This window comes from Bradyrhizobium glycinis (assembly GCF_016031655.1).
In the GTDB taxonomy this organism is placed as follows: Bacteria; Pseudomonadota; Alphaproteobacteria; order Rhizobiales; family Xanthobacteraceae; genus Bradyrhizobium; species Bradyrhizobium glycinis.
In genome coordinates this window covers 73,701-97,361 of sequence record NZ_JACCHQ010000016.1, presented here as the reverse complement: position 1 = coordinate 97,361, position 23,661 = coordinate 73,701, and the positions used below count along the sequence as shown (strand labels likewise).

19 protein-coding genes are annotated in these 23,661 nt (G+C 64.3%); 7 read left to right on the top strand and 12 right to left on the bottom strand.

The window, feature by feature from the left end; all coding sequences use genetic code 11:
* Positions 1-33: 33 nt before the first annotated feature.
* The 5 genes from HZZ16_RS22490 to HZZ16_RS22470 all read right to left on the bottom strand — a co-directional run bounded on the left by HZZ16_RS22490 (position 34) and on the right by HZZ16_RS22470 (position 8,434).
* Positions 34-1,218, bottom strand: a complete 1,185-nt coding sequence (locus HZZ16_RS22490; protein ID WP_197951808.1) for a substrate-binding domain-containing protein — start codon at positions 1,216-1,218, stop codon at positions 34-36.
* Between the two features lie 104 nt (positions 1,219-1,322).
* Entirely contained in the window at positions 1,323-3,356 is a 2,034-nt protein-coding gene (locus tag HZZ16_RS22485) for an acyl CoA:acetate/3-ketoacid CoA transferase (RefSeq protein ID WP_197951806.1), read from the bottom strand.
* Between the two features lie 245 nt (positions 3,357-3,601).
* A complete protein-coding gene (locus HZZ16_RS22480; RefSeq protein WP_197951804.1) occupies positions 3,602-5,044 on the bottom strand; it encodes a sigma-54 interaction domain-containing protein in 1,443 nt (480 codons plus the stop codon).
* Positions 5,045-5,315: 271 nt separating this feature from the next.
* Complete coding sequence (locus HZZ16_RS22475) at positions 5,316-7,052, bottom strand: putative bifunctional diguanylate cyclase/phosphodiesterase (protein ID WP_197951801.1); 1,737 nt, start codon at positions 7,050-7,052, stop codon at positions 5,316-5,318.
* A 410-nt stretch (positions 7,053-7,462) separates the two neighbouring features.
* Positions 7,463-8,434, bottom strand: a complete 972-nt coding sequence (locus tag HZZ16_RS22470) for a sensor histidine kinase (RefSeq protein WP_197951799.1) — start codon at positions 8,432-8,434, stop codon at positions 7,463-7,465.
* Between the two features lie 179 nt (positions 8,435-8,613).
* On the opposite strand from HZZ16_RS22470, the gene HZZ16_RS22465 reads away from it, so the two are divergent.
* Positions 8,614-9,453, top strand: a complete 840-nt coding sequence (locus HZZ16_RS22465) for an SDR family NAD(P)-dependent oxidoreductase (RefSeq protein WP_197951797.1) — start codon at positions 8,614-8,616, stop codon at positions 9,451-9,453.
* Positions 9,454-9,588: 135 nt separating this feature from the next.
* Here HZZ16_RS22465 and HZZ16_RS22460 read toward each other — a convergent pair whose 3' ends face one another.
* Positions 9,589-10,965, bottom strand: a complete 1,377-nt coding sequence (locus tag HZZ16_RS22460) for a cytochrome P450 (RefSeq protein WP_197951795.1) — start codon at positions 10,963-10,965, stop codon at positions 9,589-9,591.
* A gap of 321 nt (positions 10,966-11,286) precedes the next feature.
* Complete coding sequence (locus HZZ16_RS22455) at positions 11,287-12,522, bottom strand: LLM class flavin-dependent oxidoreductase (RefSeq protein WP_197951793.1); 1,236 nt, start codon at positions 12,520-12,522, stop codon at positions 11,287-11,289.
* 102 nt (positions 12,523-12,624) lie between these two features.
* Between HZZ16_RS22455 and HZZ16_RS22450 the strand changes: the two genes are divergently transcribed.
* Together HZZ16_RS22450 and HZZ16_RS22445 are read left to right on the top strand one after the other, a co-directional pair.
* The gene (locus HZZ16_RS22450) at positions 12,625-12,918 is read left to right on the top strand and encodes a hypothetical protein (RefSeq protein WP_197951791.1); all 294 of its coding nucleotides are present in this window, start codon (positions 12,625-12,627) and stop codon (positions 12,916-12,918) included.
* Positions 12,919-12,999: 81 nt separating this feature from the next.
* Complete coding sequence (locus tag HZZ16_RS22445; RefSeq protein WP_197951789.1) at positions 13,000-14,199, top strand: extracellular catalytic domain type 1 short-chain-length polyhydroxyalkanoate depolymerase; 1,200 nt, start codon at positions 13,000-13,002, stop codon at positions 14,197-14,199.
* A 204-nt stretch (positions 14,200-14,403) separates the two neighbouring features.
* On the opposite strand, the gene HZZ16_RS22440 is transcribed toward HZZ16_RS22445, so the two are convergent.
* Positions 14,404-14,706: a hypothetical protein gene (locus tag HZZ16_RS22440; protein WP_197951787.1), complete on the bottom strand. Its 303-nt coding sequence runs from the start codon at positions 14,704-14,706 to the stop codon at positions 14,404-14,406.
* A gap of 196 nt (positions 14,707-14,902) precedes the next feature.
* Between HZZ16_RS22440 and HZZ16_RS22435 the strand changes: the two genes are divergently transcribed.
* Positions 14,903-15,268: a winged helix-turn-helix transcriptional regulator gene (locus tag HZZ16_RS22435; RefSeq protein ID WP_197951785.1), complete on the top strand. Its 366-nt coding sequence runs from the start codon at positions 14,903-14,905 to the stop codon at positions 15,266-15,268.
* A gap of 80 nt (positions 15,269-15,348) precedes the next feature.
* Here the strand turns inward: HZZ16_RS22435 and HZZ16_RS22430 are convergent, their stop codons facing one another.
* Positions 15,349-16,029 (bottom strand): MBL fold metallo-hydrolase, encoded by a 681-nt coding sequence (locus HZZ16_RS22430; protein ID WP_197951783.1) that lies wholly within the window; start codon positions 16,027-16,029, stop codon positions 15,349-15,351.
* A 162-nt stretch (positions 16,030-16,191) separates the two neighbouring features.
* Between HZZ16_RS22430 and HZZ16_RS22425 the strand changes: the two genes are divergently transcribed.
* A complete protein-coding gene (locus tag HZZ16_RS22425) occupies positions 16,192-17,790 on the top strand; it encodes an alpha-amylase family glycosyl hydrolase (protein WP_197951781.1) in 1,599 nt (532 codons plus the stop codon).
* 174 nt (positions 17,791-17,964) lie between these two features.
* Here the strand turns inward: HZZ16_RS22425 and HZZ16_RS22420 are convergent, their stop codons facing one another.
* Positions 17,965-19,665, bottom strand: a complete 1,701-nt coding sequence (locus HZZ16_RS22420) for an alpha-amylase family protein (RefSeq protein ID WP_197951779.1) — start codon at positions 19,663-19,665, stop codon at positions 17,965-17,967.
* Positions 19,666-19,947: 282 nt separating this feature from the next.
* On the opposite strand from HZZ16_RS22420, the gene HZZ16_RS22415 reads away from it, so the two are divergent.
* Complete coding sequence (locus tag HZZ16_RS22415) at positions 19,948-20,436, top strand: MmcB family DNA repair protein (protein WP_197951960.1); 489 nt, start codon at positions 19,948-19,950, stop codon at positions 20,434-20,436.
* A 125-nt stretch (positions 20,437-20,561) separates the two neighbouring features.
* Here the strand turns inward: HZZ16_RS22415 and HZZ16_RS22410 are convergent, their stop codons facing one another.
* Together HZZ16_RS22410 and HZZ16_RS22405 are read right to left on the bottom strand one after the other, a co-directional pair.
* Positions 20,562-21,116 (bottom strand): ActR/PrrA/RegA family redox response regulator transcription factor, encoded by a 555-nt coding sequence (locus HZZ16_RS22410; protein WP_271541680.1) that lies wholly within the window; start codon positions 21,114-21,116, stop codon positions 20,562-20,564.
* 102 nt (positions 21,117-21,218) lie between these two features.
* Positions 21,219-22,541, bottom strand: coding sequence for an ActS/PrrB/RegB family redox-sensitive histidine kinase (locus HZZ16_RS22405; RefSeq protein ID WP_197951958.1), 1,323 nt, complete (start codon positions 22,539-22,541; stop codon positions 21,219-21,221).
* A gap of 119 nt (positions 22,542-22,660) precedes the next feature.
* Between HZZ16_RS22405 and HZZ16_RS22400 the strand changes: the two genes are divergently transcribed.
* Positions 22,661-23,464: an ABC transporter ATP-binding protein gene (locus tag HZZ16_RS22400; protein WP_197951775.1), complete on the top strand. Its 804-nt coding sequence runs from the start codon at positions 22,661-22,663 to the stop codon at positions 23,462-23,464.
* Positions 23,465-23,661 lie beyond the last annotated feature (197 nt).

Below are 23,661 nucleotides of genomic sequence, written 5' to 3'. Positions count from 1 at the left end.
CCTCTCCCGCAAGCGGGAGAGGTGAGGCAAGACTCACCGCTTGTTCTTGATCGGAACGTCCATGTCCTCGATCTTCAGCTCGCGCACCGGCTCGAGCACGGCCCAGGCGACGTTCGGATCGACCTTGACCTTGAAGTGATACATGCTCTGCAGCGCCTGATGGTCCTCCTTGCGGAACACCATCTTGCCCTTCGGCGTATCGAACTCCAGGCCCTCCATCGCCGTGATCAGCTTCTCGGTGTCGGTCGACTTCGCCTTGGTGACGGCGGCGACGACGGACATCGCGGCGGCAAAACCGCCCGCGGTGAAGAAGTCCGGCGGCGCGTTGAAGCGCTTCTGGTGCTCGGCAACCAGCCAGTCGTTCACCGGGTTCTTCGGGATCTCGTAGAAGTAATAGGTCGCGCCTTCCATGCCGGGCAGGCCCTTATAGGCGGCGAGCGCCGGCAGGATGTTGCCGCCGGTCGACAGCTCGATGCCGTAGCGCTTCGGGTCCATGTCCTGGAGCTTAGCCAGCGGATTGCCCGCGCCGGCCCAGATCACCCAGATCACCTTGCGGCCGGGCTTGTCCTTCAGCGCATCGAACAGGCGCTGGCCGACCGCGGTGAAGTCGGTGGTCGAGGTCGGGGCATATTCTTCCGCCGCGAGCGTCGCGCCGGTCTTGGTCAGCGCCTCCTTGAAGGCGGCGACGCCGTCGCGGCCGAAGGCGTAGTCCTGCGCCAGCGTCGCCACGGTGACGCCCTGCTTGCCGATCGCCACCGCGTTCGAGATCGCATCCTGCGAGGAGTTGCGCGCGGTGCGGAAGATGTAGCGATTCCATTTCTCGCCGGTAATCTGGTCCGCGACCGCGGGCTCGACGATCAGGATCTTCTTGTTCTCCTCGGCGACCGGAAGAATGGCGAGCGCCGCGGCCGAGGAGGTCGTGCCGATCGCGATGTCGGCCTTGTCGTCCTGATAGGCCTCCGAAAGCGCGGCCTTGGCCAGGTCCGGCTTGCCCTGGTCGTCCTTGGTGATGATGACGATCTTGCGGCCGTCGAGCGTCATGCTGCCCTTGGTGGCGTACTCGAATCCCATCTTCAGGCCGGTCTCGGTCTGCTTGGCGTAGGCTTCGAGCGGACCGGTCTTGCCGTGGATCAGCGCGATCTTGAGATCGTCGGCGAGCGCGGAGGTGCCCGCGGCGAGCGCGAGGATGGTTGTTGTTATGATGAGTGATCGACGCACGATGGTCCCTCCTGATCTAAAGTTTCTGCCAACAGCGATTTGCACAACGTTACGAACATTGCAATTAAACCTTCCGGCGGAGTGCGCTTGCGCGTGAGCATGCATCATTTTTGAGCCTGGCTCGCTGTGCCCGCCGCGCCGGACTCGACCTGGCGCCAGTCCGACTGTGCCTCCTCCGCGCTTTCGAAGATGTGCGGCGCGACGCCGCGCTTCTCGAGGGCTTCGCCGAGCTTGATGCGCAGGAAGCCCGACGTGGTGTAGCGCGACACGCCGGAATAGAAGCGGTCGACGAGGCTGCGCACCATGGCCGAATAATCGTCCATCAGCTCCGGCAGGATGGAAAAATTGTCATAATTGACGATGGCGTAGACCCGGCGTCCGAGCGGCGCCAGGCGGGCCTCGACGATGGCAGCGATGGTGTCGATCTCCGCTTTGCTGCGCAGCGGATAGCGCTCGAGATTGACGAAGAACAGGTTCTGCTGCTCGTCCAGCGTGAAGCGCTGGTCGAGAGGAATGGTGAGCAGGCGCTCGCGCAGCTCCATGAGCCCGTCGCCGAAGATGCGCGCATCCATCAGCGGCGGATCGCGCGGGATCAGCGGCTTGAAGTCCATCAGGCGCAGGATGTCGCGTTCGATGTCGATGCCGGGCGCGACCTCGATGAGCTCGAGCCCGCCCGGGCGGAGCTCGAACACGCAGCGCTCGGTGACGTAAAGGGTGCGCTGCTTGCGCGCGGCGGCGAACGGGCCGCTGAAGGTGACGTGCTCGACGTGATCTACGAACTTGCGCGATTTGGCCTCGTCGAGAATCACGAGTTTGCCGTCCTTCACCGCAATGCGCTGCTTGCCGGCGCCGAACGTGCCGACGAAGACGACTTCCTTGGCGTTCTGGCTGATGTTGATGAAGCCGCCGGCCCCGGCGAGCTTCGGCCCGAACTTGCTGACATTGAGGTTGCCGGCGCGGTCGACCTGGGCAAGTCCGAGGAAGGCGGCGTCCAAGCCGCCGCCGTCGTAGAAGTCGAACTGATAGGGCTGGTCGATCACCGCCTGCGTGTTGATCGCCGCCCCGAAATCGATGCCGCTCGCGGGGATGCCGCCGATCACGCCGGGCTCCGCCGTCAGCGTGATGAGGTCGATGATACGTTCTTCGTTGGCGACCGAGGCGATGCCCTCCGGCATGCCGATGCCGAGATTGACGACGCTGTTGGCCTTCAGTTCCAGCGCGGCACGCCGGGCGATGATCTTGCGTTCGCTGATCGGCATCACCGGCAGCGAGGCGGCGCGGACGCGGATCTCGCTCGAGAACGCCGGATTGTATTGCGTGCCGAAAGTCTGCCAGTGGTTCTCGGGCCTCGACACCACGACGCAGTCGACGAGGATGCCGGGAATCTTCACCTGGCGCGGATTGAGGCTGCCGGCCTCGGCGACGCGCTCGACCTGGGCGATGACGATGCCGCCGGAATTATGCGCCGCCATGGCGATGGCGAGCGCCTCCAGCGTCAGGGCCTCCTTCTCCATGGTGAGATTGCCGTCGGGATCGCCGGTGGTGGCGCGGATGATCCCGACTTGAATCGGGAAGGTCTTGTAAAGCAGGCACTCCTCGCCGCGCAGCGTGATCAGCTCCACCATATCCTCGGTGGTGCGTGCGTTCAGCTTGCCGCCGCCGTGCCGGGGATCGACGAAGGTGCCCATGCCGACGCGGGTGATGTGGCCGGGCCGGTGCGCCGCGATGTCGCGGAACAGGTGCGTGATGACGCCCTGCGGCAGGTTATAGGCCTCGATCTGGTTCGCGATCGCGAGCTGCTGCAGTTTCGGCGCAAGACCCCAATGCCCGCCGATCACGCGCCGCACCAGGCCTTCATGTCCGAAATGATTGAGGCCGCGCTGCTTGCCGTCGCCCTGCCCGGCCGCATAGACCAGCGTCAGATTGCGCGGCTTGCCCTGCGTATAGGGCGCATCGCCCTCGTGAGAGAGATACAGCTCCTCCAGTGCGATCGCGATCTCCTCGGCAAAGCCGATGCCGACGAAGCCGCCGGTTGCCACCGTGTCGCCGTCGCGGATCAGCATGACGGCTTCATTCGCCGAGACGACCTTGCCCTTCTCGGAGTTGCGCAAGTAAGGCAGAGCTGGGTGATGGCTCACGGCGTTCCTCCCGCTCCCTGGACCGTAGGCCTTGTTGTGCTTGATCTTATCGCGAAGCGCTGCCCCGGAACAGGCTGCTCCTCGCGAATGAAAGACGGCAAAGCGGATAGCAAGGTCCGCGCCAGATCCCGCAGCTTCGCGCAAAACCGCTGAAATCTGCGGCAATTGCCTGCAATTCACCCCGGGAGAGCAGCCGGGTGCGGTGTCCGGAATCCGAGACTCCGGACAGTCCGGTGTCTCGAAACTCAGACGGGTGCCGATCCCGAGGCGAGGCCGAACTTGGCGAGCTTCTTGTAGAAGGTCGCGCGCGAGATCCGCAGCATTCTGGCCGCCTCGGTGATCTGGCCGTTGCTGGCGGCGAGCGCCTGTTCGAGCGTCTGCTTCTCGAACTCGGCCTCGGCTTCGGCATAGGGGACCACCAATCCGGCCGGGCGCTCGGCCGGTGCGAGCCTGACCTCGGTGCCGACAGGGAGGATGCGGGCGACATCCTCAGCCGTAAGCCGCCCGGAATCGCTGAGGATCAGCGCGCGCTCGAGGATGTTGCGGAGCTCGCGGACATTGCCCGGCCAATCGTAACGGGCGAGCGCGGCGAGCGCGCTCGGCGTGATCTTCGCCTTGACGTAATCGCCCGATGCGCTGATGTCGTCGAGCAGCCGGGCGCAGATGTCGGGGAGATCGTCGAGGCAGTGACGCAGCGGCGGCAGGTCGACCGAGAGTACGTTGAGACGGTAGTAGAGATCGGCGCGAAATGCGCCGTCGCTGACGCGCTTGCGCAGATCCACATTGGTCGCCGCGATGACGCGGACGTCGACCCTGGTGATCTTGTCCGAGCCGAGCGGCTCGATCTCGCGCTCCTGCAGCACGCGCAGCAGCTTGGCCTGCAATTGCAGCGGCATCTCGCCGATCTCGTCGAGGAACAGCGTGCCGCCGTCGGCAATGCGGAACTTGCCCTCGCGTCCTCGTCGGTCGGCGCCGGTATAGGCGCCCGGCGCGGTGCCGAAGAACTCCGACTCGATCAGCGTCTCGGGGATGGCGGCGACATTGACGCTGACGAACGGCTTCTCGGCGCGCGAGGAGGCGTTGTGGATCGCCTGCGCCAGCATCTCCTTTCCCGTCCCGGTCTCGCCGGTGAGCAGCACCGTGACGCTCTGGCGCGCGGCGCGGCTTGCGAGCTCCTTGGCGCGCGCGATGGCAGGCGTCGTGCCGACGAAATCGGCGAAGGTGAAGCGCGCCGCGCGGGCGTTGGACAACTGCCGCCGCGCCAGCCGCAGATCGCTCTCGAGCTGGGCGACGCGGGCGAGCAGGGGCTTCAGGCTTTCGAGATGATCATAGAGCACGAAGCCGATCGCGCCGATCACCGCCCCGTTCTCGTCCTCGATCGGCATGCGGGTGACGACGAGCTGCTCGCCGCCGAGCTCCATGATGTCGAGCAGGATCGGCTCGCCTGTTTCAGCCACCTTCCGCATCAGGCTGTTCGGGATGACCTCCTCGATCGACCGACCGATCGCCTCGCTGGCATGGTCGAGACCGAGCGCGGCAAGATATTTCTCGTTGACGTAGACGACGCGCCCGCCGCGATCGATCGCAATCGCGCCCTCGCAGAGCTTCTCCAGCCGCTCGAACAGCGTCTCCATCGCGCGCGCACGGAGATAGGCGGGATCGCTGATTGAGGAGGCGGCGCCAAGCATGAGATACCTCGGGGAGGTCTCCCTGTGTATTAGCAAAAGTGCAGCGATTTCAAAGGGGGAAATGGGGCCAAAGGAGGAATGGGCGCTGAACCCAGCTCAGCAATCGCTGTCGTCCCGGGGCGCGCAAAGCGCGAGCCCGGGACCCATAACCACAGGGCGCAGTTGCTGCGCGACGCTCCCACTCCGAGTCTTCGCTAAATTGCTCCCTTTGGGTATGGGTCCCGGGTTCGCTTCGCGCCCCGGGACGACAGCGGTATGTGTCGCGCCGCCCCTATCGCCGGTACCCGCTCGCCCGCGAATAGCCCTGGCGGTTCTGTTGCGCCGGGCGGGTTGCCACGCTGACCCGAGCCTCGCTCGAGGCGGGCGTTGCGAGCTTCAGCTCCTCCAGGAAGATCGGCCGGGAGAAATAATAGCCCTGGGCGTAGCGGATCTTTGTGGCGGCCTGCAGATAGGCCAGCTCCTCGTAGGATTCGAGGCCTTCGGCGATCACCGTCATGCCGAGCGCTTCGCTTAAGGATTCGATCGCGCGCAGGATGCCCTGGCTGCGCGGGCGCTTATGGATGTCGGTGATGAAGGAGCGGTCGATCTTGATCTCGTCGGCGGTGATGTCGGCCAGCGCCGAGAGCGAGGAATAGCCGGTGCCGAAATCGTCGATGGAGATGCCGACGCCGAGCTTGCGGAACATGGGCAGGATTTCGGCCTGAAAATGATTCTTTGCGACAAAAGCATCTTCCGTCACCTCGAGCATGAACCGCTGCGGAAAGCCGGTCTCCTCCAGCGCCTGCGCAAAGCTGCGCATGAATTCGGGATTGCCGGCCTGCTTGGCGGCGACGTTGATGCTGATGGTCGCTTCCGGGCCGAACGTGTCGTTGATCAAGTCGATCGACTTGACGATCTCGGCGAGCACGAGATGAGTCAGCTCGTCGATCAGGCCGAGCTCGCCGGCAAGATTGATGAACGAGCCGGGCGCCTGGATCACGCCTTCGTCGTCGCGCAGGCGCACCAAGGCCTCGATGCCCTTCACGGCCTGGGTGCGGATGTCGACCTTAGACTGGAAGGCGCAGCAGAAGCGCTTTTCCAGGATCGCGAGCCGCAACGACTGCTCGACTTTCATCCGCGCCTGTGCCTCGCGTTCCATGCTGGCATCGAAGAAGGCAGCAAGTCCCTTGCCGTTGTTCTTGATGCGGTACATGGCGATGTCCGCGTTCTGCCGCAGCGTCTCGAAGCTGCGTCCGTGGTCGGGATAGAGGCTGATGCCGACCGAGGTCGAGGCGAACACTTCCGAATGGTCGATGAAGAACGGCGCGGTCAGCCGCTCCAGCGTCGATTGCATGAATTCGGCAACTTCCTCCTGGCTCTGGATCGGTGACAGCAGCAGCAGGAATTCGTCGCCCGAGATGCGCGAGAGCATGTCGGAATCGCGCAAGTCGCGCCCGAGCCGCTTCGATAGCTCGACCAGCAGCGCGTCGCCCACGGCGTGGCCGTAATAATCGTTGATGTGCTTGAAATTGTCGACGTCGAGAAAGGCCAGCGCAAAGCGTTCGCCGCCGCGGTCGCGCGCGAGCAGGGCATTGGCGCGATGCTCGATCACGCGACGCGAGGGCAGCCCGGTCAGCTCGTCGAAATAGGCCGAGCGGAACAGCTGGTCCTCGAAATTCTTCTGCTCGGTGATGTCGGAGGATGCCGAGATCAGGAGCTCGCGTCCGTCGAGACGAACGGGGCGGTGGGTCGTGAGCAGCACCTTTCGCGCAGCGCCGACGTGAAGCGCTTCCTCGGTCACGACCGGCTGCCCGTCGCTCAAGGCCTGGCGGCAGGCTTCGCGCCGTGGCGTCAGATCGGGTGAAGGACGGCTGCCATCCAGGCCGAGCTGCGCGGCGGCGGCATCGTTGACCAGCAGCAGCTCGCCATGCGCGTCCTGCACGGTGAGGCCGGCCGGCAGCATTCTAACGATTTCCTTGAGAAAACCGAGCTCGGCTTCAGTCGCGCCGGAATATTGATTGTCGTTCATAGAAGCCATGAATCTTGTTGTTTCAGCGCGCCTTTGCAATGGGCGCGATCTTCCGTGGTTCCCTCTTAAGTTTGGTTAAGGGGTCGGGAGAAATACGGGGGTGTTTTGGAGAAAACTTGCGACGATCCGACGCGTGCTGGCGATCGTCATTAACGGAGCGTCAACGCGCTCAGTAAAACAGCGGGCGAGGTGCGCAGACCGCTTTTGCTTGGATCGAGTCTAGCGCCGGATTTGATTGGACTGACTCAATTGGCCGCAGGGTCGGTGCACCTCTCCCGCTTGCGGGAGAGGTCGTGCCGAAGGCACGGGTGAGGGTTTCTCCTCTTGGGGCCTCTCGATTGCGGAGATACCCTCTCCCCAACCCCGCAAGCGGGGAGGAAGCGCGCCTTCCACGTTGCGACACTTGAGCCTTACCGCTCGTCGCTTGGTGGAATTCGACACTGCATGATGCAATGCAGCCCGGTTTTCAGATACGAGATCTCGGTCTTGCCGTCGAACGCCGACAGCGCCGATTTCAAGAGCTTGGTGCCGAAACCAGGCTCTGACACCTTGTCCACGCTCGGTCCTTCGGTTTCGTCCCAGGTGATCGTCAGGCGGTCATCGGTGATGGTCCATGACACCTGCAACAGACCGCGCGGCGCGGAGAATGCGCCGTACTTGCCTGCATTGGTGGCAAGCTCGTGAAACATCAATGACAGCGTGACCGCGAGCTTGGGCGGCAGGAACAGCCGCGCGCCGTTGAGCGTGAAGCGGACATGGCCGTAAGGCCCGAGCTCGGAGATCAGGAGGTCGCGGATGTCGCAGCCGGCCTTGTCGATCCGCGAAATCAGATCATCGGTTGCGGCCAGCGAGCGCAGCCGCGGATCGACCCGAGCCCAGACCTGCGGCTGGTCGTGCAACACCTGGTGCACCACGGCATGCACCGTCGACAGCTTGTTCTTCAGCCGATGCTGAAGCTCCTCCACCAGCAGCTTGCGATAGTCCTCTTCCTCGATCAGGCGTCTGGAGATTCGCCGCTGCTCCGCCAGCATGGCGCGATAGTGCTCGACACCCCAGATGGTCATCGCGCACACGGCCCAGTAAAGCGCCAGCAGGACAAACCGCGGGCGATCGGCAAACGCATCGCCGAAATTCAGGACGATGCCGAGCACGCCACCGACGAGCGCCGTCACGATGCCGATCCGGAATCCGCCCAGGGCGGCAGCAAAGAACACGGCCGGGAAGTACGGCGTGAAATAGATGTCGGGGCGAACCTGAGCGAGCCCCCAGCGGACCAGGGTTGCACACAACAGGCAGACCACAGCAAAGCCGATGCTCAAACCGAGCGAGGGCGGCGCCGCACCCTGCCAGCCCTTGCGGAACTCCTCGATCAGCTTCCTCATGCGCTGCCTGGTTGCGATAGGCGTTCGACGATCGAGCGGCCGGTGAGGATGTTACGCATGCCGCCCGTCGAAGCATAGCTTGCCTTGTCGCAAGGGGGCAGGAATAGTGACCGCGGCGGCGACGGCGGCGGCCGGCATTCGCCATCTGGCATCAAATCACTCGAAAACAGGAACATTCCATGGGCAGGCTGGACGGCAAGGTTGCGGTGATCACGGGGGCGACGAGCGGCATCGGATTGCGCACTGCGGAAGTCTTCGTTGCCGAAGGTGCCAAAATTGTGATCGCAGGCCGGCGCGTACCGGAAGGCGAGACGCTGGCGAAGCAGCTCGGGGAAAGTTGCGTCTTCCGTCAAACCGACGTCACGGTCGAAGCGCAGATGCAGGCGCTGATAGCGCTCGCGGTCGACAAGTTCGGCAGAATCGATTGCCTGTTCAACAATGCGGGCGGGCCGGCACAGACCGGCGGCATCGAGGGCCTCGAGGTCGAGCGGTTCGATGCGGCCATGGCGACGCTGGTGCGCAGCGTCATGCTCGGCATGAAGCACGCCGCGCCGCACATGAAGAAGCAGGGCGGGGGCAGCATCATCAACAATGGCAGCATTGCCGGCCGCCTCGCCGGCTTCTCGTCGTCGATGGTCTATAGCGCGGCGAAGGCGGCGGTGATCCATCTCACCAAATGCGTGGCGATGGAGCTCGGCGAATCCAACGTTCGGGTCAATTCGATCTCGCCCGGCGCGATCGCGACCGGCATCTTCGGCAAGGCGCTGGGGCTGTCGACCGATGCCGCCGAGAAGACGCCGGCCGTGATGCGCGAGGTCTACAAGAAGGCGCAGCCGATCCCGCGCGCCGGCCTGCCCGACGACATCGCCCATGCCGCAGTGTTCCTGGCCAGCGACGAATCCAGCTTCGTCAACGGCCACGACCTCGTCGTTGACGGCGCCATGACCGGCGGCCGCAACTGGAGCCAACAGCAGCAGGGCTATGTGGCCTTGCGCAAGGCGTTCGACCAGGGGGCGTAGCGGATGGTCTCATGCCCCGGACGCGGTGCGGCGCGAAGTGCCGCTCCGCAGAGCCGGGGCCCATCCATCCGCAGCTGACTTATGGCTTTCTGGGTCCCGGCTCGCGCTGCGCGCGTCCGGGACACGAGATGAGCGCTAGACCGCCTTCACCCGCACCCGCAGCCCGTCCCGCGGCTTCGGGATCGGCCACATCTGCCAGTCCGGCTTGTAGCCCGGCGCGAGCGACACCTCGATATTCTCCAGGAAATGCCGCGCGAAACATTTCGCCTGCATGTAGGCGAAGTGCAGGCCGAGGCACATATGCGCGCCGCCGCCGAACGGCACGAAGGCGAAGCGGTGGCGGCCACGCTGCGCGTCCTCGGTGAAGCGCAGGGGATCGAAGCGGTCCGGCTCCGGCCAGATCTCCTTCATGTGATGCGTGTAGAGCGGGTTGATGCCGACCGCCGTGCCGGCGGGGATCGCAAAGCCCTTGAAGCTGAAATCGCGCATCGCGCGGCGCGGCATCGACGGTACCGGCGGCTTGAGCCGCAGCGCTTCCTTGAACGCCATCTCGGTCAGCGGCATCTTTTCCAGATCGTCGAAGCTGGTCGGCGCGCCGGAGGCAAGGCCGAGCGCGAGCACCTCGGCGCGCAAGCGATCCTGCCAGTCCGGATTGGCGGCGAGCTCGCCGATGAAGGAGGTCAGCGACGAGGTCAGCGTGTCGTGTGCGGCCATCATCAGGAAGCTCATATGGTCGATGATGTCCTGATCCGACAGCAGCGCGCCGTTCTCATGGGTGGCACGGCAGAGCTGCGAGAACAGATCGTCGCCGCCGTGATTGCCGCGTCGTAGCGGAATCTGCTCGCGGAAATAGGCGATGATGCGCTTGCGTCCCTTCACCCCTCGCGCCATCTGGGTGCCGGGCAGGGGGCGGCGGATCGGGGTGACGGCGGCGGCCACCATGTCGATGAAGGCGCGGTTGATCTCGTCGACCTCGGGCCCGATATCGGCGCCGAGGAACGAGGCCGCGGCGAGATCGAGCGTGAGCTGCTTCATCGCCGGATAAAGCTGCATCTCGCCCGGCTTTGCCTTCCACTGCGCGACGCGCGCGGAAATGCCGCGGTCGAGATCGCCGAGATAGGACTTCATCGGCCCGGACTTGAACGCGACCGAGAGCGCCTTACGATGCAGGCGATGCTCCTCGAAATCAAGCAGCATCAATCCGCGCGGAAACAACAGCCCCAGCACCTTGTCCCAGCCATGGGTCGAGGAGAACAGTTTCTGCTGGTCGAACAGCACGAGCTCGTTGGCCTCGGGCCCGAGCAGCACGATATTGGTCTCGCCGAAGAAGTGCGTACGGTAGACCAGGCCGTATTTGGCGCCGTTCGCTTCGATATGGCCCTTGGGATCGGCGAGCACCTGAAAGGTCTTGCCGATGATCGGCCAGCCCTCGTCACCGGGAATGTGGGTCAGCTCATTGCGCCTGGGCGGAGTGAACGGAAGCGCAGAGGCGGCCACATTCTGCATCGACATGACGATTGCTCCGGTTGGCTGACCCCGCAAGCATAGCACATTCGAGCAGGCCAACGCGCCGATCGTCTCGTGCACAATGTCGTCACTCCACCATCGTCATCCCGGCGAAGGCAATGGCGCTCGAGAGCGGCATCCCCGCCGCCATCCTTCGAGACGCCCGCCTTCGGCAGGCCCTCAGGATGAGGGCGGAATGCGCCGCAGCAGTTTTAACGGGCATTGACGCCGATTAGCCTCATCCTGAGGAGGCGCGTAAGCGCCGTCTCGAAGGATGAGGCGCTCGCTCAGGCGCCGTCGAGAAGATACGAGCTCCAGCCTTGCGGCCTACCGCTTCGCCGCTTCCTTCTGCAGATCCGGCGCGTTGACGGCGGGGATGGCGACGCGGCCGGGGCCGGTGACCTTCAGCGCCTCGGCGGCCTTCTCGTTCTCCATGATTTTGGCCATCACGGCCTGGCCCGCACGCTCGAAGATCGCGCGGTTCTCGATCACGAATTTTTGCGACCTGCGCAGCCCGTCGATGTAGCCGTTGATCTCCGGCACGACGTAGCGCGCCACCATGTCCCAGCTCCGGCGGGTGTTTTCCGGATTGGCCCAGTCGTGCACGAAGCCGATGATGGCGCCGACGCCGCCGGAGACTTGCATCACGTTCTTGATGGTCTTGACGAGATCGTCGGGCGTGCCGATGGTGGAGGCCGCCCCCTCGACGAAGGCGGTCTTGTCGACGGCCTCGTCGGGCGACGAGAACGCGGTGAGGCCCGGCCGCTGCAGCGTGCCGACATTATACTCGTTGTGCCAGCGCATCAGGCCGGCGCCGGCCTCGCGGCGGGCTTGTTCACGCGTTTCGGCGATGTGCCAGGTCAAGAGCACGCGCCAGTCGGCGCGACGCACCGTGGTTCCGTGCTTTTTGGCGGCATCCTCGGCGAACTGCCATTGCTGCTGCAGCGACATCAGGCCGTGCGTCGTCATCGAGCCCAGCGAGATGATGCCGATGCCGTATTTGCCGGCCAGCGTCATGCCGGAGGGCGAGATCTGCGAAGCCACCACGAATGGCATCTCCTCCTGCAAGGGCAGGATCTGCAGCGCGGCGTCGTTCATCGTGAACCAGTCGCTCTTGGCGGTGACGCGCTCGCCGTTGAAGAGGCGGCGGATGATGCCGATCGCCTCGTCCTGGCGGTCGCGCTGCGTCATCGGATCGATGCCCAGCGTGTGCGCGTCGGAGGCGAGCGCGCCGGGACCGGAGCCGAAGATGGCGCGGCCGCCGGTCATATGGTCGAGCTGCACCATGCGCTGGGCGACGTTGAAGGGATGGTGATAGGGCAACGACACCACGCCGGTGCCGAGCTTGATCCGCTTGGTGCGCTCGCCGGCCGCAGCCAGGAACATCTCGGGCGAGGCGATCATCTCCCAGCCCGAGGAATGATGCTCGCCGCACCAGAACTCGTCATAGCCGAGCGCATCCAGCTGCTCGACCAGGTCGAGATCGCGCCGGAACTGCAGCATCGGATGCTCCCCGATCGGATGATGCGGGGCAAGAAAGGCTCCGAACTTCAGGCGCGCCATGGCGGTCTCTCCGGCTGAATTTTCTGTTTGTTGGTCGCGTCAGGCTACGTGCCTGACGGCACGAACGCAATCACGCGATGTCCCGCGCGGTGGAATGCAGGCATGCGCGGCGGCGCGCGAGACGTTGCGTATTCCTCGCCCGCTTCGCGCTTCGTCACGATAACGACACGGCAGCGCGACTGGGCCGGTTCGTTCATTCGCGTCGACGCCCGGGCATCGAACGCTTCACAATCAGCACGCGCAGAATTCCTCGCCTCGCTCGTACAGTTTGTGACATTCGCCATGATCGGCGCCGCATTTCCGGCGCGGATGCGCCGCGCATCGGCACGAGATCGAGACCTTGCGGTTAATACGTGCGGATTCCTGCGGATTTCCCGCGAATTTCACCGAGATTGACAGCGCACGGTCTTTTTATTTTGCATCGCAGCAACTATCTGGTTGGGCTGGACGTTAAACGTCGCCCACCAGGAATTTGCCGTGTCGTTAGCCAGAAATATCGATCTGTTGAGACGTCTGCCCCGGCTGGACGGACTGCGCTTCGCCGAGCCCGGCCGCGGTGCAGATGGATTCAGCCCGCTGCAGGAGGTCACCGGCTTCGGCGACAATCCCGGCGCCTTGCGCATGTTCGCGTTCGTGCCGGCGCAATTGCAGCGGCCGCGCGCGCTCGTCGTCGTGCTGCATGGCTGCGGGCAGACCGCGGCCGCTTACGATCTCGGCGCGGGCTGGTCGACGCTCGCGCAGCATTACGGCTTTGCCTTGTTGATGCCCGAGCAGCAGCGCAGCAACAATGCCAACACCTGCTTCAACTGGTTCAATCCGGAGGACACCGCGCGGGACTCTGGCGAGCCGCGGTCGATCCGCGCCATGATTGCGCACATGGTGAAGAGCCATCGCATCGATCCCAGGCGCATCTTCATCACCGGCCTATCGGCCGGCGGGGGCATGACCTCGGTGATGCTCGCGACCTATCCGGAGATCTTCGCGGCCGGTGCGATTATTGCCGGGCTGCCTTACGGCATCGCCTCGAACTTGCGCGAGGCGCTCGACGGCATGTTTCATTCGCCGGCGCGTCCTGCGCGCGAGCTCGGCGATCTCGTGCGCAGTGCCTCCGATCATCGCGGGCCGTGGCCGAGGGTCTCGGTGTGGCACGGCAGCGCCGACCGCACCGTCAATCCCGGCAATGCCAACGAGATCGTCAAGCAGTGGCTCGACCTGCATGGCCTGCCCGAGGTGCCGATGGCCGAGACTAATGTCGACGGCTATCCGCGCCAGGCCTGGTGGGACAAGGACGGCGAGACGCTGGTCGAGTCCTATGCCATCACCGACATGGCGCACGGCACCCCGCTCGGGCTCGCCGACAACGATCAGCGCTATGGCATCGAAGGCGCCTTCCTGATCGAGGCCGGCATCTCCTCATCCTACCACATCGCGAAGTTCTTCGGCCTCACCGGCTGGATTCCGGACGCCGCGACGACGAAGGCGGACGCCAAGCCTGCCGTGAAGTCCGCCACGAAGCCTGCCGCAAAACCGGCGCTCTCGCCCGCACCGCATCTCGCCCGCTCGATCCGCGCCGCGGTCGCCGCAGAGCCGGCCGAGCCGCAGCGCGAGAAGGCGCGCAGCTTCGACCTGGGCCAGATCATCACGCGCGCGCTCACGGCCGCGGGATTGATGAAGTAGCCCCGCCGTCGTCCCGGACAAGCGCGCCCCAAGCGCGCGCCGATCCGGGACCGATAGCCACAGGACAAAGTTGGGCACGAAGAGGTAACTCCGAGTCCCCGTAACCACATCTCCCTGTGGTTATGGATCCCGGATCTGCGCTTGCGCTTGTCCGGGATGACAGCGGAGTTGTGGCGGCGCCGTCGATTCAGCTCCGCGAAAAAGCTACCCCGTCTGATCGATCACCTCGACCGGCGTCACCGTCACCTCGCCGGCCGCGACCTTCCGCGTCATCTCCTGATAGTGCTTGAAGAAGTCGCGCGATTGCAGCGTTTTTTGCGCAGCATCGTCGGCGACGCTGGCGAAGTGGAGATAGCTGCCGTCGTCGCGATGCTTCAGGCAACGATAGTCGATCCTCCCCTTCAGCTCCGCATCGGCGTCGATCGCCTTGATGAAGCGGCCGATCTCCCGGTGCCATTCCTCCGTCGTGCCGTTCCTGAACTGGTATCTGATCATGAAGTGCTTCATGTGACGCTCCTTGCTTCGTCTTGTGCGTCATCATCTGCGTGCTAGATACGATCCCGCAAGTATGGACAAATTTGATAGTATGGACTTTTTCGCCGTTGCTCCTATCCTCATCGCATAGCGTTTTCGAACGAAGTGGATATCGGTTCGCGTAAAGAAAACGCGTCAAAACAAGAATCTTCCGCATGGAGGAAACGACATGGCGAAGGCGTCCCCCGCGCGCACCTGTCCGGTCGCGGCGTTCCAGAAGATGATCAGCGGCAAGTACAAGCTGCGCATCGTCTGGGATCTCAAGGACGGCCCGCGCCGCTACGGCGAGATCCGCAGCGGCCTGCTGCGCGGCGCGTCAGGCAGCGCCGAGATCACCCCGCGCGTGCTCAGCCGCGAATTGAAGGCCCTGACGATGAGCGGCCTGATCGACCGCAAGGATTTTGGCGAGGTGCCGCCCAAGGTCGAGTACCGCCTGACGCGAAAAGGAAAGAGTTTCGTGCCCGTCGTCGCGGCAATCCGCGAATGGGGTGAACGAAACCTCGGCGAGCCCGTGCTCACCGAGGCTGCCGAATAGCGCATGATCCGGACCCGAAGGGCCGCGCTAGCGCAGAGTGTGAAGCGGTTTTCCGATGAGATCATGCGCAAGCAAAAAGCCTACATCTCGCCGGTGATGAACGGATTGGTCATCCGCTCCTGGCCGATGCTCGAGCCGGCGCCGTGGCCGCAGATGAAGCCGACATCGTCGCCGAGCGGCAGCAATTTCGTCAGAATCGAGTTGATCAGCGTGGCGTGACTGCCGCCGGGCAAATCGGTGCGTCCGACCGAGCCGGCGAACAGGACGTCGCCGACATGGGCAAACCGCAGCTCCTTGTTGAAGAACACCACGCTGCCGGGCGAATGACCCGGGCAATGCAGGATGTCGAACTGCAAGCCGCCGATCGACACGCTGTCGCCCTCGTCGAGCCAGCGGTCGGGCGTGAAATCGCGTCCCCCGGTCATGCCGAAGCGCGCGCCGCTTGCCACGACGTTGTCGAGCAGGAACTTGTCTGCGACATGCGGCCCCTCGATCGGGACGTTGAGCGCATCGCGCAGCTCGGCCGCGCCGCCGACGTGATCGATATGGCCGTGGGTCAGCCAGATCTTCTCCACGGTGACGCCGGTTTGCTTGATCGCATCCAGAATCTTCGGCACGTCGCCGCCGGGATCGATTACCACGGCCTTCTTGGAAGGCTCGTCCCAGATGATGGTGCAGTTCTGCTCGAACAGCGTCACGGGAACGATGATCGCGCCCGCCTTGGCTTGCCGGGATTCTTGGGTGTCGTTTTGCTCGGTCATGGCCTCACAATGCCGATTTTTGCCGGACCGCCAAGCAAAAGATTCGTGCCCGCGCCGGGGAACAACCGTCACACGGCCGTCCCAATTGGCCTGCCAATTTGAACCGGGGCGTTGCTGTCGCGTTCTCCCGCGCAAGGCGGCAGATTTTGGGTGGTCTTCGGCATGGCTCACGACAACGAGAATTGGTGGCGCGACGGCATCTTCTATCAGATCTATCCGCGCTCGTTTCAGGATTCGAACGGCGACGGCGTCGGCGATCTCGCCGGCATCCTGCGGCGACTGCCTTACGTCAAGTCGCTCGGCGTCGATGCGATCTGGCTGTCGCCGATCTTTCCCTCGCCGATGGCGGATTTCGGTTACGACATCTCCGACTATGTCGGCATCGAGCCGCTGTTCGGCACGATGGCGGATTTCGATGCATTGCTCGCGGCCGCCCACGACAACGGCCTGAAGCTGATCCTCGACCTTGTGCCGAACCACACCTCCAACCAGCACCCCTGGTTCGTCGAAAGCCGGTCCTCGCGCGACAATCCCAAGCGCGATTGGTACATCTGGCGCGATCCTGCGCCAGGCGGTGGCGTGCCGAACAATTGGCTGTCCGAATTCGGCGGCAGCGCGTGGACTTTCGACGAGACCACGGGGCAATATTACTACCACGCCTTCCTCGCCCAGCAGCCGGATCTCAACTGGCGCAATCCCGACGTTCGCGCCGCGATCTACGACGTGACGCGGTTCTGGCTGGACAAGGGCGTCGACGGCTTTCGCGTCGACGTGATCTGGCACCTGATCAAGGACGCCGAATTCCGCGACAACCCGCCCAACCCGCATTACGTCGAGGGCCGCCCGCCGAACGAGAGAATCCTCACGCAATATTCCACCGACCAGCCGGAGGTGCACGACGTCATCGCCGAGATGCGGCGTGTCACCGATTCCTATGGCGCGCGCGTCCTGATCGGCGAGATCTATCTGCCGCTGCACCGGCTCATGGCCTATTACGGCAACGACCTCACCGGCGCGCAGATGCCGTTCAACTTCGCGCTGCTCTCGACCTTCTGGAGCGCCCGCTCGATCGAGAAGATCATCGAGGATTACGAAAAGGGGCTGCCGCGCGGTGCCTGGCCCAACTGGGTGCTCGGCAATCACGATCGCCCCCGCGTCGCGAGCCGCGTCGGGCCCGAGCAGGCCCGCGTCGCGGCGATGCTGCTGCTGACGCTGCGCGGCACGCCGACGCTTTACTACGGCGACGAGATCGGCATGCACCAGCTCGCGATCGCGCCGGAGGACGTGCGCGATCCCTTCGAGAAGAACGTGCCCGGCATCGGCGTCGGCCGCGACGGCTGCCGCACGCCGATGCAATGGGATTCCTCGAACTTCGCCGGCTTCTCCGGGGTTAGGCCGTGGCTGCCGCTGCCGGAAGACCACATCCGCGAGAATGTCGCCAATCTCGAAGCCGATCCGCGCTCGATCCTCGCTCTCTACAAGCGCCTGATCGGATTGCGGAAGCGCTGTCCCCCGCTGGTCACCGGCGATTATCATCCGATCGCCGCGCAGGGCGATCTCCTGATCTACCGCCGCGAGGCCGGCGGCAAGGCCGTGATCGTGGCGCTCAATCTCGGCCCCGATCCGGTCGCGGTGACCACCAGCGCGATCCGTTTCGGCAGCAGCATCTTGCTGTCGACGTTCCTGGACCGCGAAGGTGAGGAGATCGAAGGCGTGCTGGACCTGCGCGGCAACGAGGGCGTGGTGGTGGCGCCGTCGTAGGAGTCGCTTTCGCCGGGAGAATGGCGGAGAAGGTAGCCACCGCTATCTCCTCGTCATTGCGAGCGCAGCGAAGCAATCCAGTCTGTCTCCGCGGAAGCAGACTGGATTGCTTCGTCGCAAGAGCTCCTCGCAATGACGATCGTTGAAACGGCGGGGCAGACCCGACATTTTTGGCTACCCCGGATGCTTCTTCCCGCCCACGGCGTCCCCGTCGATATCGCTCCGCTTCAACAGATAATCCAGCCCGCCGACACGGTACCAGCGGTAGCCATATGGCTCCAGCACGATGCGATGCTGGCCGCGCTTGTCGGCGTGGCTGTGGTCCTCCGCGAGCAGATTGATCAGATGCGCGCCGGTCTCGCCTGACAGCCCCACGGAGAACGCGATCTCGCGTGGCTTCTCGTCGAGATTGTGCACGAACAGCACCGAATTGTTGCGCCAGTCGTAGCGCATGATGAACACGGCGGGATCGCGCACGGCAATGACGGTAAAATCGCCCCAGCCGACCTCAGGCACCTCCTTGCGCATGCGGACGATGCGCTCGGTCCAGTTCAGCATGGAGTTCGGATCGCGCCGCTGTTTCGCGACATTGACGTGCGGAAAGCCGTACGGGCCCTTGTCGATGACCGGGCATGCCGGCTTGTCGCTCTTGGTGAAGCCGCCATGCGGCTCGGTCGACCATTGCATCGGCGTGCGCGCGCAATCGCGCTCGGGCAGCGAGAGATCGTCGCCCATCGCGATCTCGTCGCCGTAGCGGATCACGGGCGTCCCTGGCAACGTGCACATCAGGCTGTAAGCGAGCTCGAGCCGCCTGCGATCGCCGCCCAGCATCGGCGCGAGCCGCCGGCGGATGCCGCGGTCGTAGAGCTGCATGTCCTTGTCGGGGCCGAATGCCTTGAACACCGTATCGCGCTGTGACTGGGTCAGGCGGCCCAGATCGAGTTCGTCGTGATTGCGCAGGAACAGGCCCCATTGCGCCGTCGCCGGCCGCGGTTTTGTTGCTTTCAGCGCCTTCGCCAGCGGACGGCCATCCGCCGAGGCCAGCGCATAGAACAAGTGCTGGTTGACGTGGAAGTTGAACATCATGTGCATGCGGTCGGCGTCGCGACCGAAATATTCCATGTCCGTCTTCGGCAGCACATTGGCTTCGGCGAGGATGATGGCGTCGCCCTGGCGCCATTGCAGGAACTCGCGGAAGGCGCGCAGCATGTCGTATTGCTCGACCGGCTTCTTCACCTTCGCGCCTTTGGTGGCGATGATGAAGGGAACGGCGTCCATGCGGAAGCCGGAGACGCCGAGCTGGATCCAGAAGCCCATGATCTTCAGGATCTCGGCCTGCACATGCGGGTTCGAGGTGTTGAGATCCGGCTGGAAATCGTAGAAGCGATGGAAGTAATAGGCGCCCGATTCCTTGTCGCGCGTCCAGGTTGATTTCTGCACGCCCGGAAACACCATGCCCTTGTTGGCATTGGCCGGCTTCTTGTCCGACCAGACGTACCAGTCGCGATAGGGTGAGCTCTTGTCGCGCCGCGCTTCCTTGAACCATTGGTGCTGGTCCGAGGTGTGGTTGACGACGAGGTCGATGATGACGCGGATGCCGCGCTGCTTGCAGCCATGGGTGAACTCGACGAAATCGCCGAGCGTGCCGTAGCGAGGATCGACGCTGTAATAGTCGGCGATGTCGTAGCCGTCGTCGCGGCCCGGCGAGGTCTGGAACGGCATCAGCCAGATTGTGGTGATGCCGAGCCCGTGCAGATAATCCAGCCGCCGGAGCAGGCCCTTGAAATCGCCGATACCGTCGCCGTCGGCGTCCATATAGGAGCCGACGGACAGGCAATAGATCACGCCGTTCTTGTACCAGAGATCGTCGATCATGCGCGAGCGGCCTGGATGGTTCCGCCCGGGTGCGGCGGCTGCGTGATAAGTGTTAAGGGCGAAGGCAGTTCCGCGGGCCTCGCAGTCGTCCCGGGGCGCGCAACGCGCGAGCCCGGGACCCATACCCACAGGCAGTAGTTTTACGAAGATTCGGAGTTACCAGCATTGCTCCACAAGCACTCCCTGTGGTTATGGATTCTCAGGTGCGCAATTGCGCACCGTAGCTCGCGCTGCGCGCGCCCCGGAATGACGGGTGGGATGGAATCGGCTATCCTCCCCGCCATGGAAAACACCGCCCGCATCACCCTCGTGCCGCCGCCGGATCGGCGCCAGTCGGAAACAGCGCTCGCCATCGCGCGCGGCACCGCGCGTCTGTTGCGCTCGCTCGGCTTCTCCTGCATCAGCGAATTGCCGCTGCCGTCGGGCCGGCGTGCCGATCTCGTCGCGCTGAACGAGCGCGGCGAGATCTGGATCGTCGAGATCAAGTCGTCGGTCGAGGATCTGCGCGCCGATCAGAAATGGCACGAATACCGCGCCCATTGCGACCGGCTGTTCTTCGCCTTCACGCAGGATCTGCCGTGCGAGATCTTCCCCGATGACACCGGCCTGATCGTCGCCGACGCCTACGGCGCGCACCTATATTGCGAGGCGCCCGAACACAAGCTCGCCGCCGCCACGCGCAAGCAGATGACGGTGCGGTTCGCGATGGCGGCGGCCTTGCGGATCAACCGCCTGGTCGATCCGCAGGGCCACGCGGATTTCTGGGAATGAGTCCGTAGGGTGGGTTAGCCGAAGGCGTAACCCACCAACTTCGTTCTGCAAATGCTGATGCATGGTGGGTTACGCAAGCGGACTGCGCTTCGCGCATCCGCATGCTAACCCACCCTACGAGACCGTTACCTCGGCGCGCGCTTGGCCAGGATCCGCTGTAGCGTGCGCCGGTGCATGTTGAGCCGGCGCGCCGTTTCCGAGACGTTGCGGTTGCACATCTCGTAGATGCGCTGGATGTGCTCCCAGCGGACGCGGTCGGCCGACATCGGGTTGGCCGGCAGCTCGGACTTGTCCGTGTTGGTCGAGAGCAGCGCGGCGACGACGTCGTCGGCATCCGCGGGCTTGGAGAGATAGTCGATCGCGCCCATCTTCACTGCAGTCACCGCAGTGGCGATGTTGCCGTAGCCGGTCAGCACGATCGCACGCGCATCCGGCCGCTTCTTCTTCAACGCCGAGACCACGTCGAGGCCGTTGCCGTCGCCGAGCCGCAAATCCACCACCGCGAACGCTGGCGCCGATTTGCCGATCTGCGCAAGTCCGTCCGAAACCGTGTCGCATGATGTCACCGAAAAGCCGCGGCTCTCCATGGCCCGCGACAAACGCTCCAGAAACGGCTTGTCGTCTTCAACGATGAGCAGCGAGCGGTCGGTCTGTTCGTTCAGTTCGGCAATGGCGTTCAAGGTTGTGTCCTCTCTCCAGCGCATTGACATATGGCGTCGCGATGGCGCGGTGCCAAGGCGGCAAATGGTCGACCCGGCCCGTTGTGCGACGCAAGGTCGCGGCTATCCTATTGTTTCTTCGAGCGTCTCGATAGCCTCAAAACGCTGTCTCGGCCATGTGATCTGAACCACCGCACCGTGGTCCGGAAAGATCCGGTTGGTAAACGAGACCTTGGCGCCGGTGCGCTCCAGCAAGGTGCGCGCGATGAAGACGCCAAGGCCGAGGCCGCGCCGTTCGCCGCCGCCATCATCCTGGGGGCGTCGCCGCGACAGATAGGGCTCGCCGATCCGGTTGAGGATATCGGGTGGAATGCCCGGTCCGTCGTCGGAGATCACGAGCTCGATCTGGTCCTTGTTCCACCAGGCGTTCACCTCGACGGTGGTGCGGGCGAAATCGACCGCGTTCTCGACGATGTTGCCGATGCCGTAGAGGATCGCGGGATTGCGTGAGCCGACCGGCTCGGTCGCCGCGGCGACGGCGATCCGTACCTTGATCTCGACGCCGAAATCGCGGTGCGGCGCCACCACCTCCTCGATCAGCTCCGACAGCTTCATGTGGTCGAACGGCGCGCCGGTGGGGGAGAGCTGGGTGATCTTGCTGAGGATGTCGCGGCAGCGCTGGGTCTGCTCGCGCAAGGTCTTCAGGTCGGCGGCGATACTTGGGTCCTTCACCGTCTTTTCCAGCTCGCGCGAGATCAGGAAGATCGTGGCGAGCGGCGTGCCGAGCTCGTGCGCGGCCGCGGCGGCAAGGCCGTCGAGCTGGGTCAGATGCTGCTCGCGCGTCAGCACCAGCTCGGTCGCGGCCAGCGCGTCCGCGAGCTTGCGTGCTTCCTCGGTGACCTGGAAGGAGTAGAGGCTGGTGACGCCGATCGCGAGCGCGATCGAGAGCCAGACGCCAACGAGATAGATCGGCGGCAGCACCAGGGGATCGTCTGAATCCCACGGCAACGGAAAATGGAAGAAGAACAGGACCGACGCGCAGGCCACCGCGAGCAGGCCGAGGCCGAAGGTGAAACGGGCCGGCAGCGCCGTGGCCGAGATCAGCACCGGCGCGAGGAACAGGAACGAGAACGGGTTCTGCAGTCCGCCGGTGAAGAACAACAGGCCGGCCAGCTCGACGATGTTCAGCGCGAGCAGCCCGGCCGCCTGCATCGGCTCCAGCCGCTGCATCGGATTGGCCGCGGTCTGGAGTGCAAGGTTGAGCGCCGCCGAGAGGGCGATGATGCTGACGCAGGGAATGATCTCGACGTTGAACTCCAGCCCCTGGGCCACGATGAAGATCGCGGCAAGCTGCCCCAGCACCGCCAGCCAGCGCAGCCGCAGGATCGTGTCCAGCCGGATATGCCTCTGCGCGTGGCGGAAGTCGGAATCGGCAATTTCGGTCATATCGGCCAATGGGGCGGCGCCTTCCAAGGTCACGAACGCTGGGCGAACGGAACCGCCCGGTGAGGAGCCCTTACATCGAGCCTTGCGCTCGCCGATGCAATAGCAGAAGAACGGCCAGCATGACCGAGAATGGCAAGGCTTCAAGTCGGCCGACTGTCGCGGATCGAGGTTTGTCCGCGGCAATTGCCGTCGATCACCTCGTCAAGGTCTACAAGCAGACCCGCGCCGTCGACGACATCTCCTTTTCGCTGCCGCGCGGCAGCATCACGGGGCTGCTCGGCGGCAACGGCGCCGGCAAGACCACGACCATCGCGATGATCATGGGTCTGGTACTGCCGACCTCCGGCCGCGTGCAGGTGCTCGGTCACGAGATGCCGGAGGAGAGCGCGTCCGTGCTGGGGCGGATGAATTTCGAAAGCCCCTATGTCGACATGCCGATGCGGCTCACCGTGCGGCAGAACCTCACCGTGTTCGGCAAGCTCTATGCGGTGAAGAACCTCGCTGACCGCATTGCCAGGCTCGCCGCTGACCTCGACCTCACCGATTTCATCGACCGCCCCAACGGCAAGCTCTCCGCCGGGCAGAAGACCCGCGTTGCGCTGGCGAAGGCGCTGATCAATCAGCCCGAGCTGCTGCTTTTGGATGAGCCGACCGCTTCGCTCGATCCTGATACCGCCGATTGGGTGCGGGCGCATCTGGAGCGGTATCGCCGGGACAACAACGCCACCATTCTCCTCGCCTCGCACAACATGCTCGAGGTCGAGCGGCTCTGCGACCGCGTTATCATCATGAAGCGTGGCCGCATCGAGGACGACGATACGCCCGAGGCGATCATGGCCCGCTACAACCGCACCACGCTGGAGGAGGTGTTTCTGGACGTCGCCCGCGGCCGGGCAAACGGGGCGAAGGAGGCGGTGCGGTGAGCTGCAATCGTAGCCCGGAGGGAGCCCGTCATCCCGGGGCGCGACATCGTCGCGAGCCCGGGATCCATAACCACAGGACTGAATTTGACGGAGACTCGGAGTTAACAGTCTCGCCTCACAATCACCGCCTGTGGTTATGGATTCTCAGATGCGCAATTGCGCATCATAGCTCGCGCTCCGCGCGCCCCGGAATGACG

Bases quoted from the DNA above. Each gene is read 5' to 3' on its own strand.
- HZZ16_RS22470 (WP_197951799.1), bottom strand. From the start codon at position 8,434: ATGAGGAAGCTGATCGAGGAGTTCCGCAAGGGCTGGCAGGGTGCGGCG.
- HZZ16_RS22435 (WP_197951785.1), top strand. From the start codon at position 14,903: ATGGCGAAGGCGTCCCCCGCGCGCACCTGTCCGGTCGCGGCGTTCCAG.
- HZZ16_RS22460 (WP_197951795.1), bottom strand. From the start codon at position 10,965: ATGTCGATGCAGAATGTGGCCGCCTCTGCGCTTCCGTTCACTCCGCCC.
- HZZ16_RS22440 (WP_197951787.1), bottom strand. From the start codon at position 14,706: ATGAAGCACTTCATGATCAGATACCAGTTCAGGAACGGCACGACGGAG.
- HZZ16_RS22400 (WP_197951775.1), top strand. From the start codon at position 22,661: ATGACCGAGAATGGCAAGGCTTCAAGTCGGCCGACTGTCGCGGATCGA.
- HZZ16_RS22480 (WP_197951804.1), bottom strand. From the start codon at position 5,044: ATGCTTGGCGCCGCCTCCTCAATCAGCGATCCCGCCTATCTCCGTGCG.
- HZZ16_RS22425 (WP_197951781.1), top strand. From the start codon at position 16,192: ATGGCTCACGACAACGAGAATTGGTGGCGCGACGGCATCTTCTATCAG.
- HZZ16_RS22405 (WP_197951958.1), bottom strand. From the start codon at position 22,541: ATGACCGAAATTGCCGATTCCGACTTCCGCCACGCGCAGAGGCATATC.
- HZZ16_RS22430 (WP_197951783.1), bottom strand. From the start codon at position 16,029: ATGACCGAGCAAAACGACACCCAAGAATCCCGGCAAGCCAAGGCGGGC.
- HZZ16_RS22465 (WP_197951797.1), top strand. From the start codon at position 8,614: ATGGGCAGGCTGGACGGCAAGGTTGCGGTGATCACGGGGGCGACGAGC.
- HZZ16_RS22475 (WP_197951801.1), bottom strand. From the start codon at position 7,052: ATGAACGACAATCAATATTCCGGCGCGACTGAAGCCGAGCTCGGTTTT.
- HZZ16_RS22450 (WP_197951791.1), top strand. From the start codon at position 12,625: ATGCGCGGCGGCGCGCGAGACGTTGCGTATTCCTCGCCCGCTTCGCGC.
- HZZ16_RS22415 (WP_197951960.1), top strand. From the start codon at position 19,948: ATGGAAAACACCGCCCGCATCACCCTCGTGCCGCCGCCGGATCGGCGC.
- HZZ16_RS22420 (WP_197951779.1), bottom strand. From the start codon at position 19,665: ATGATCGACGATCTCTGGTACAAGAACGGCGTGATCTATTGCCTGTCC.
- HZZ16_RS22455 (WP_197951793.1), bottom strand. From the start codon at position 12,522: ATGGCGCGCCTGAAGTTCGGAGCCTTTCTTGCCCCGCATCATCCGATC.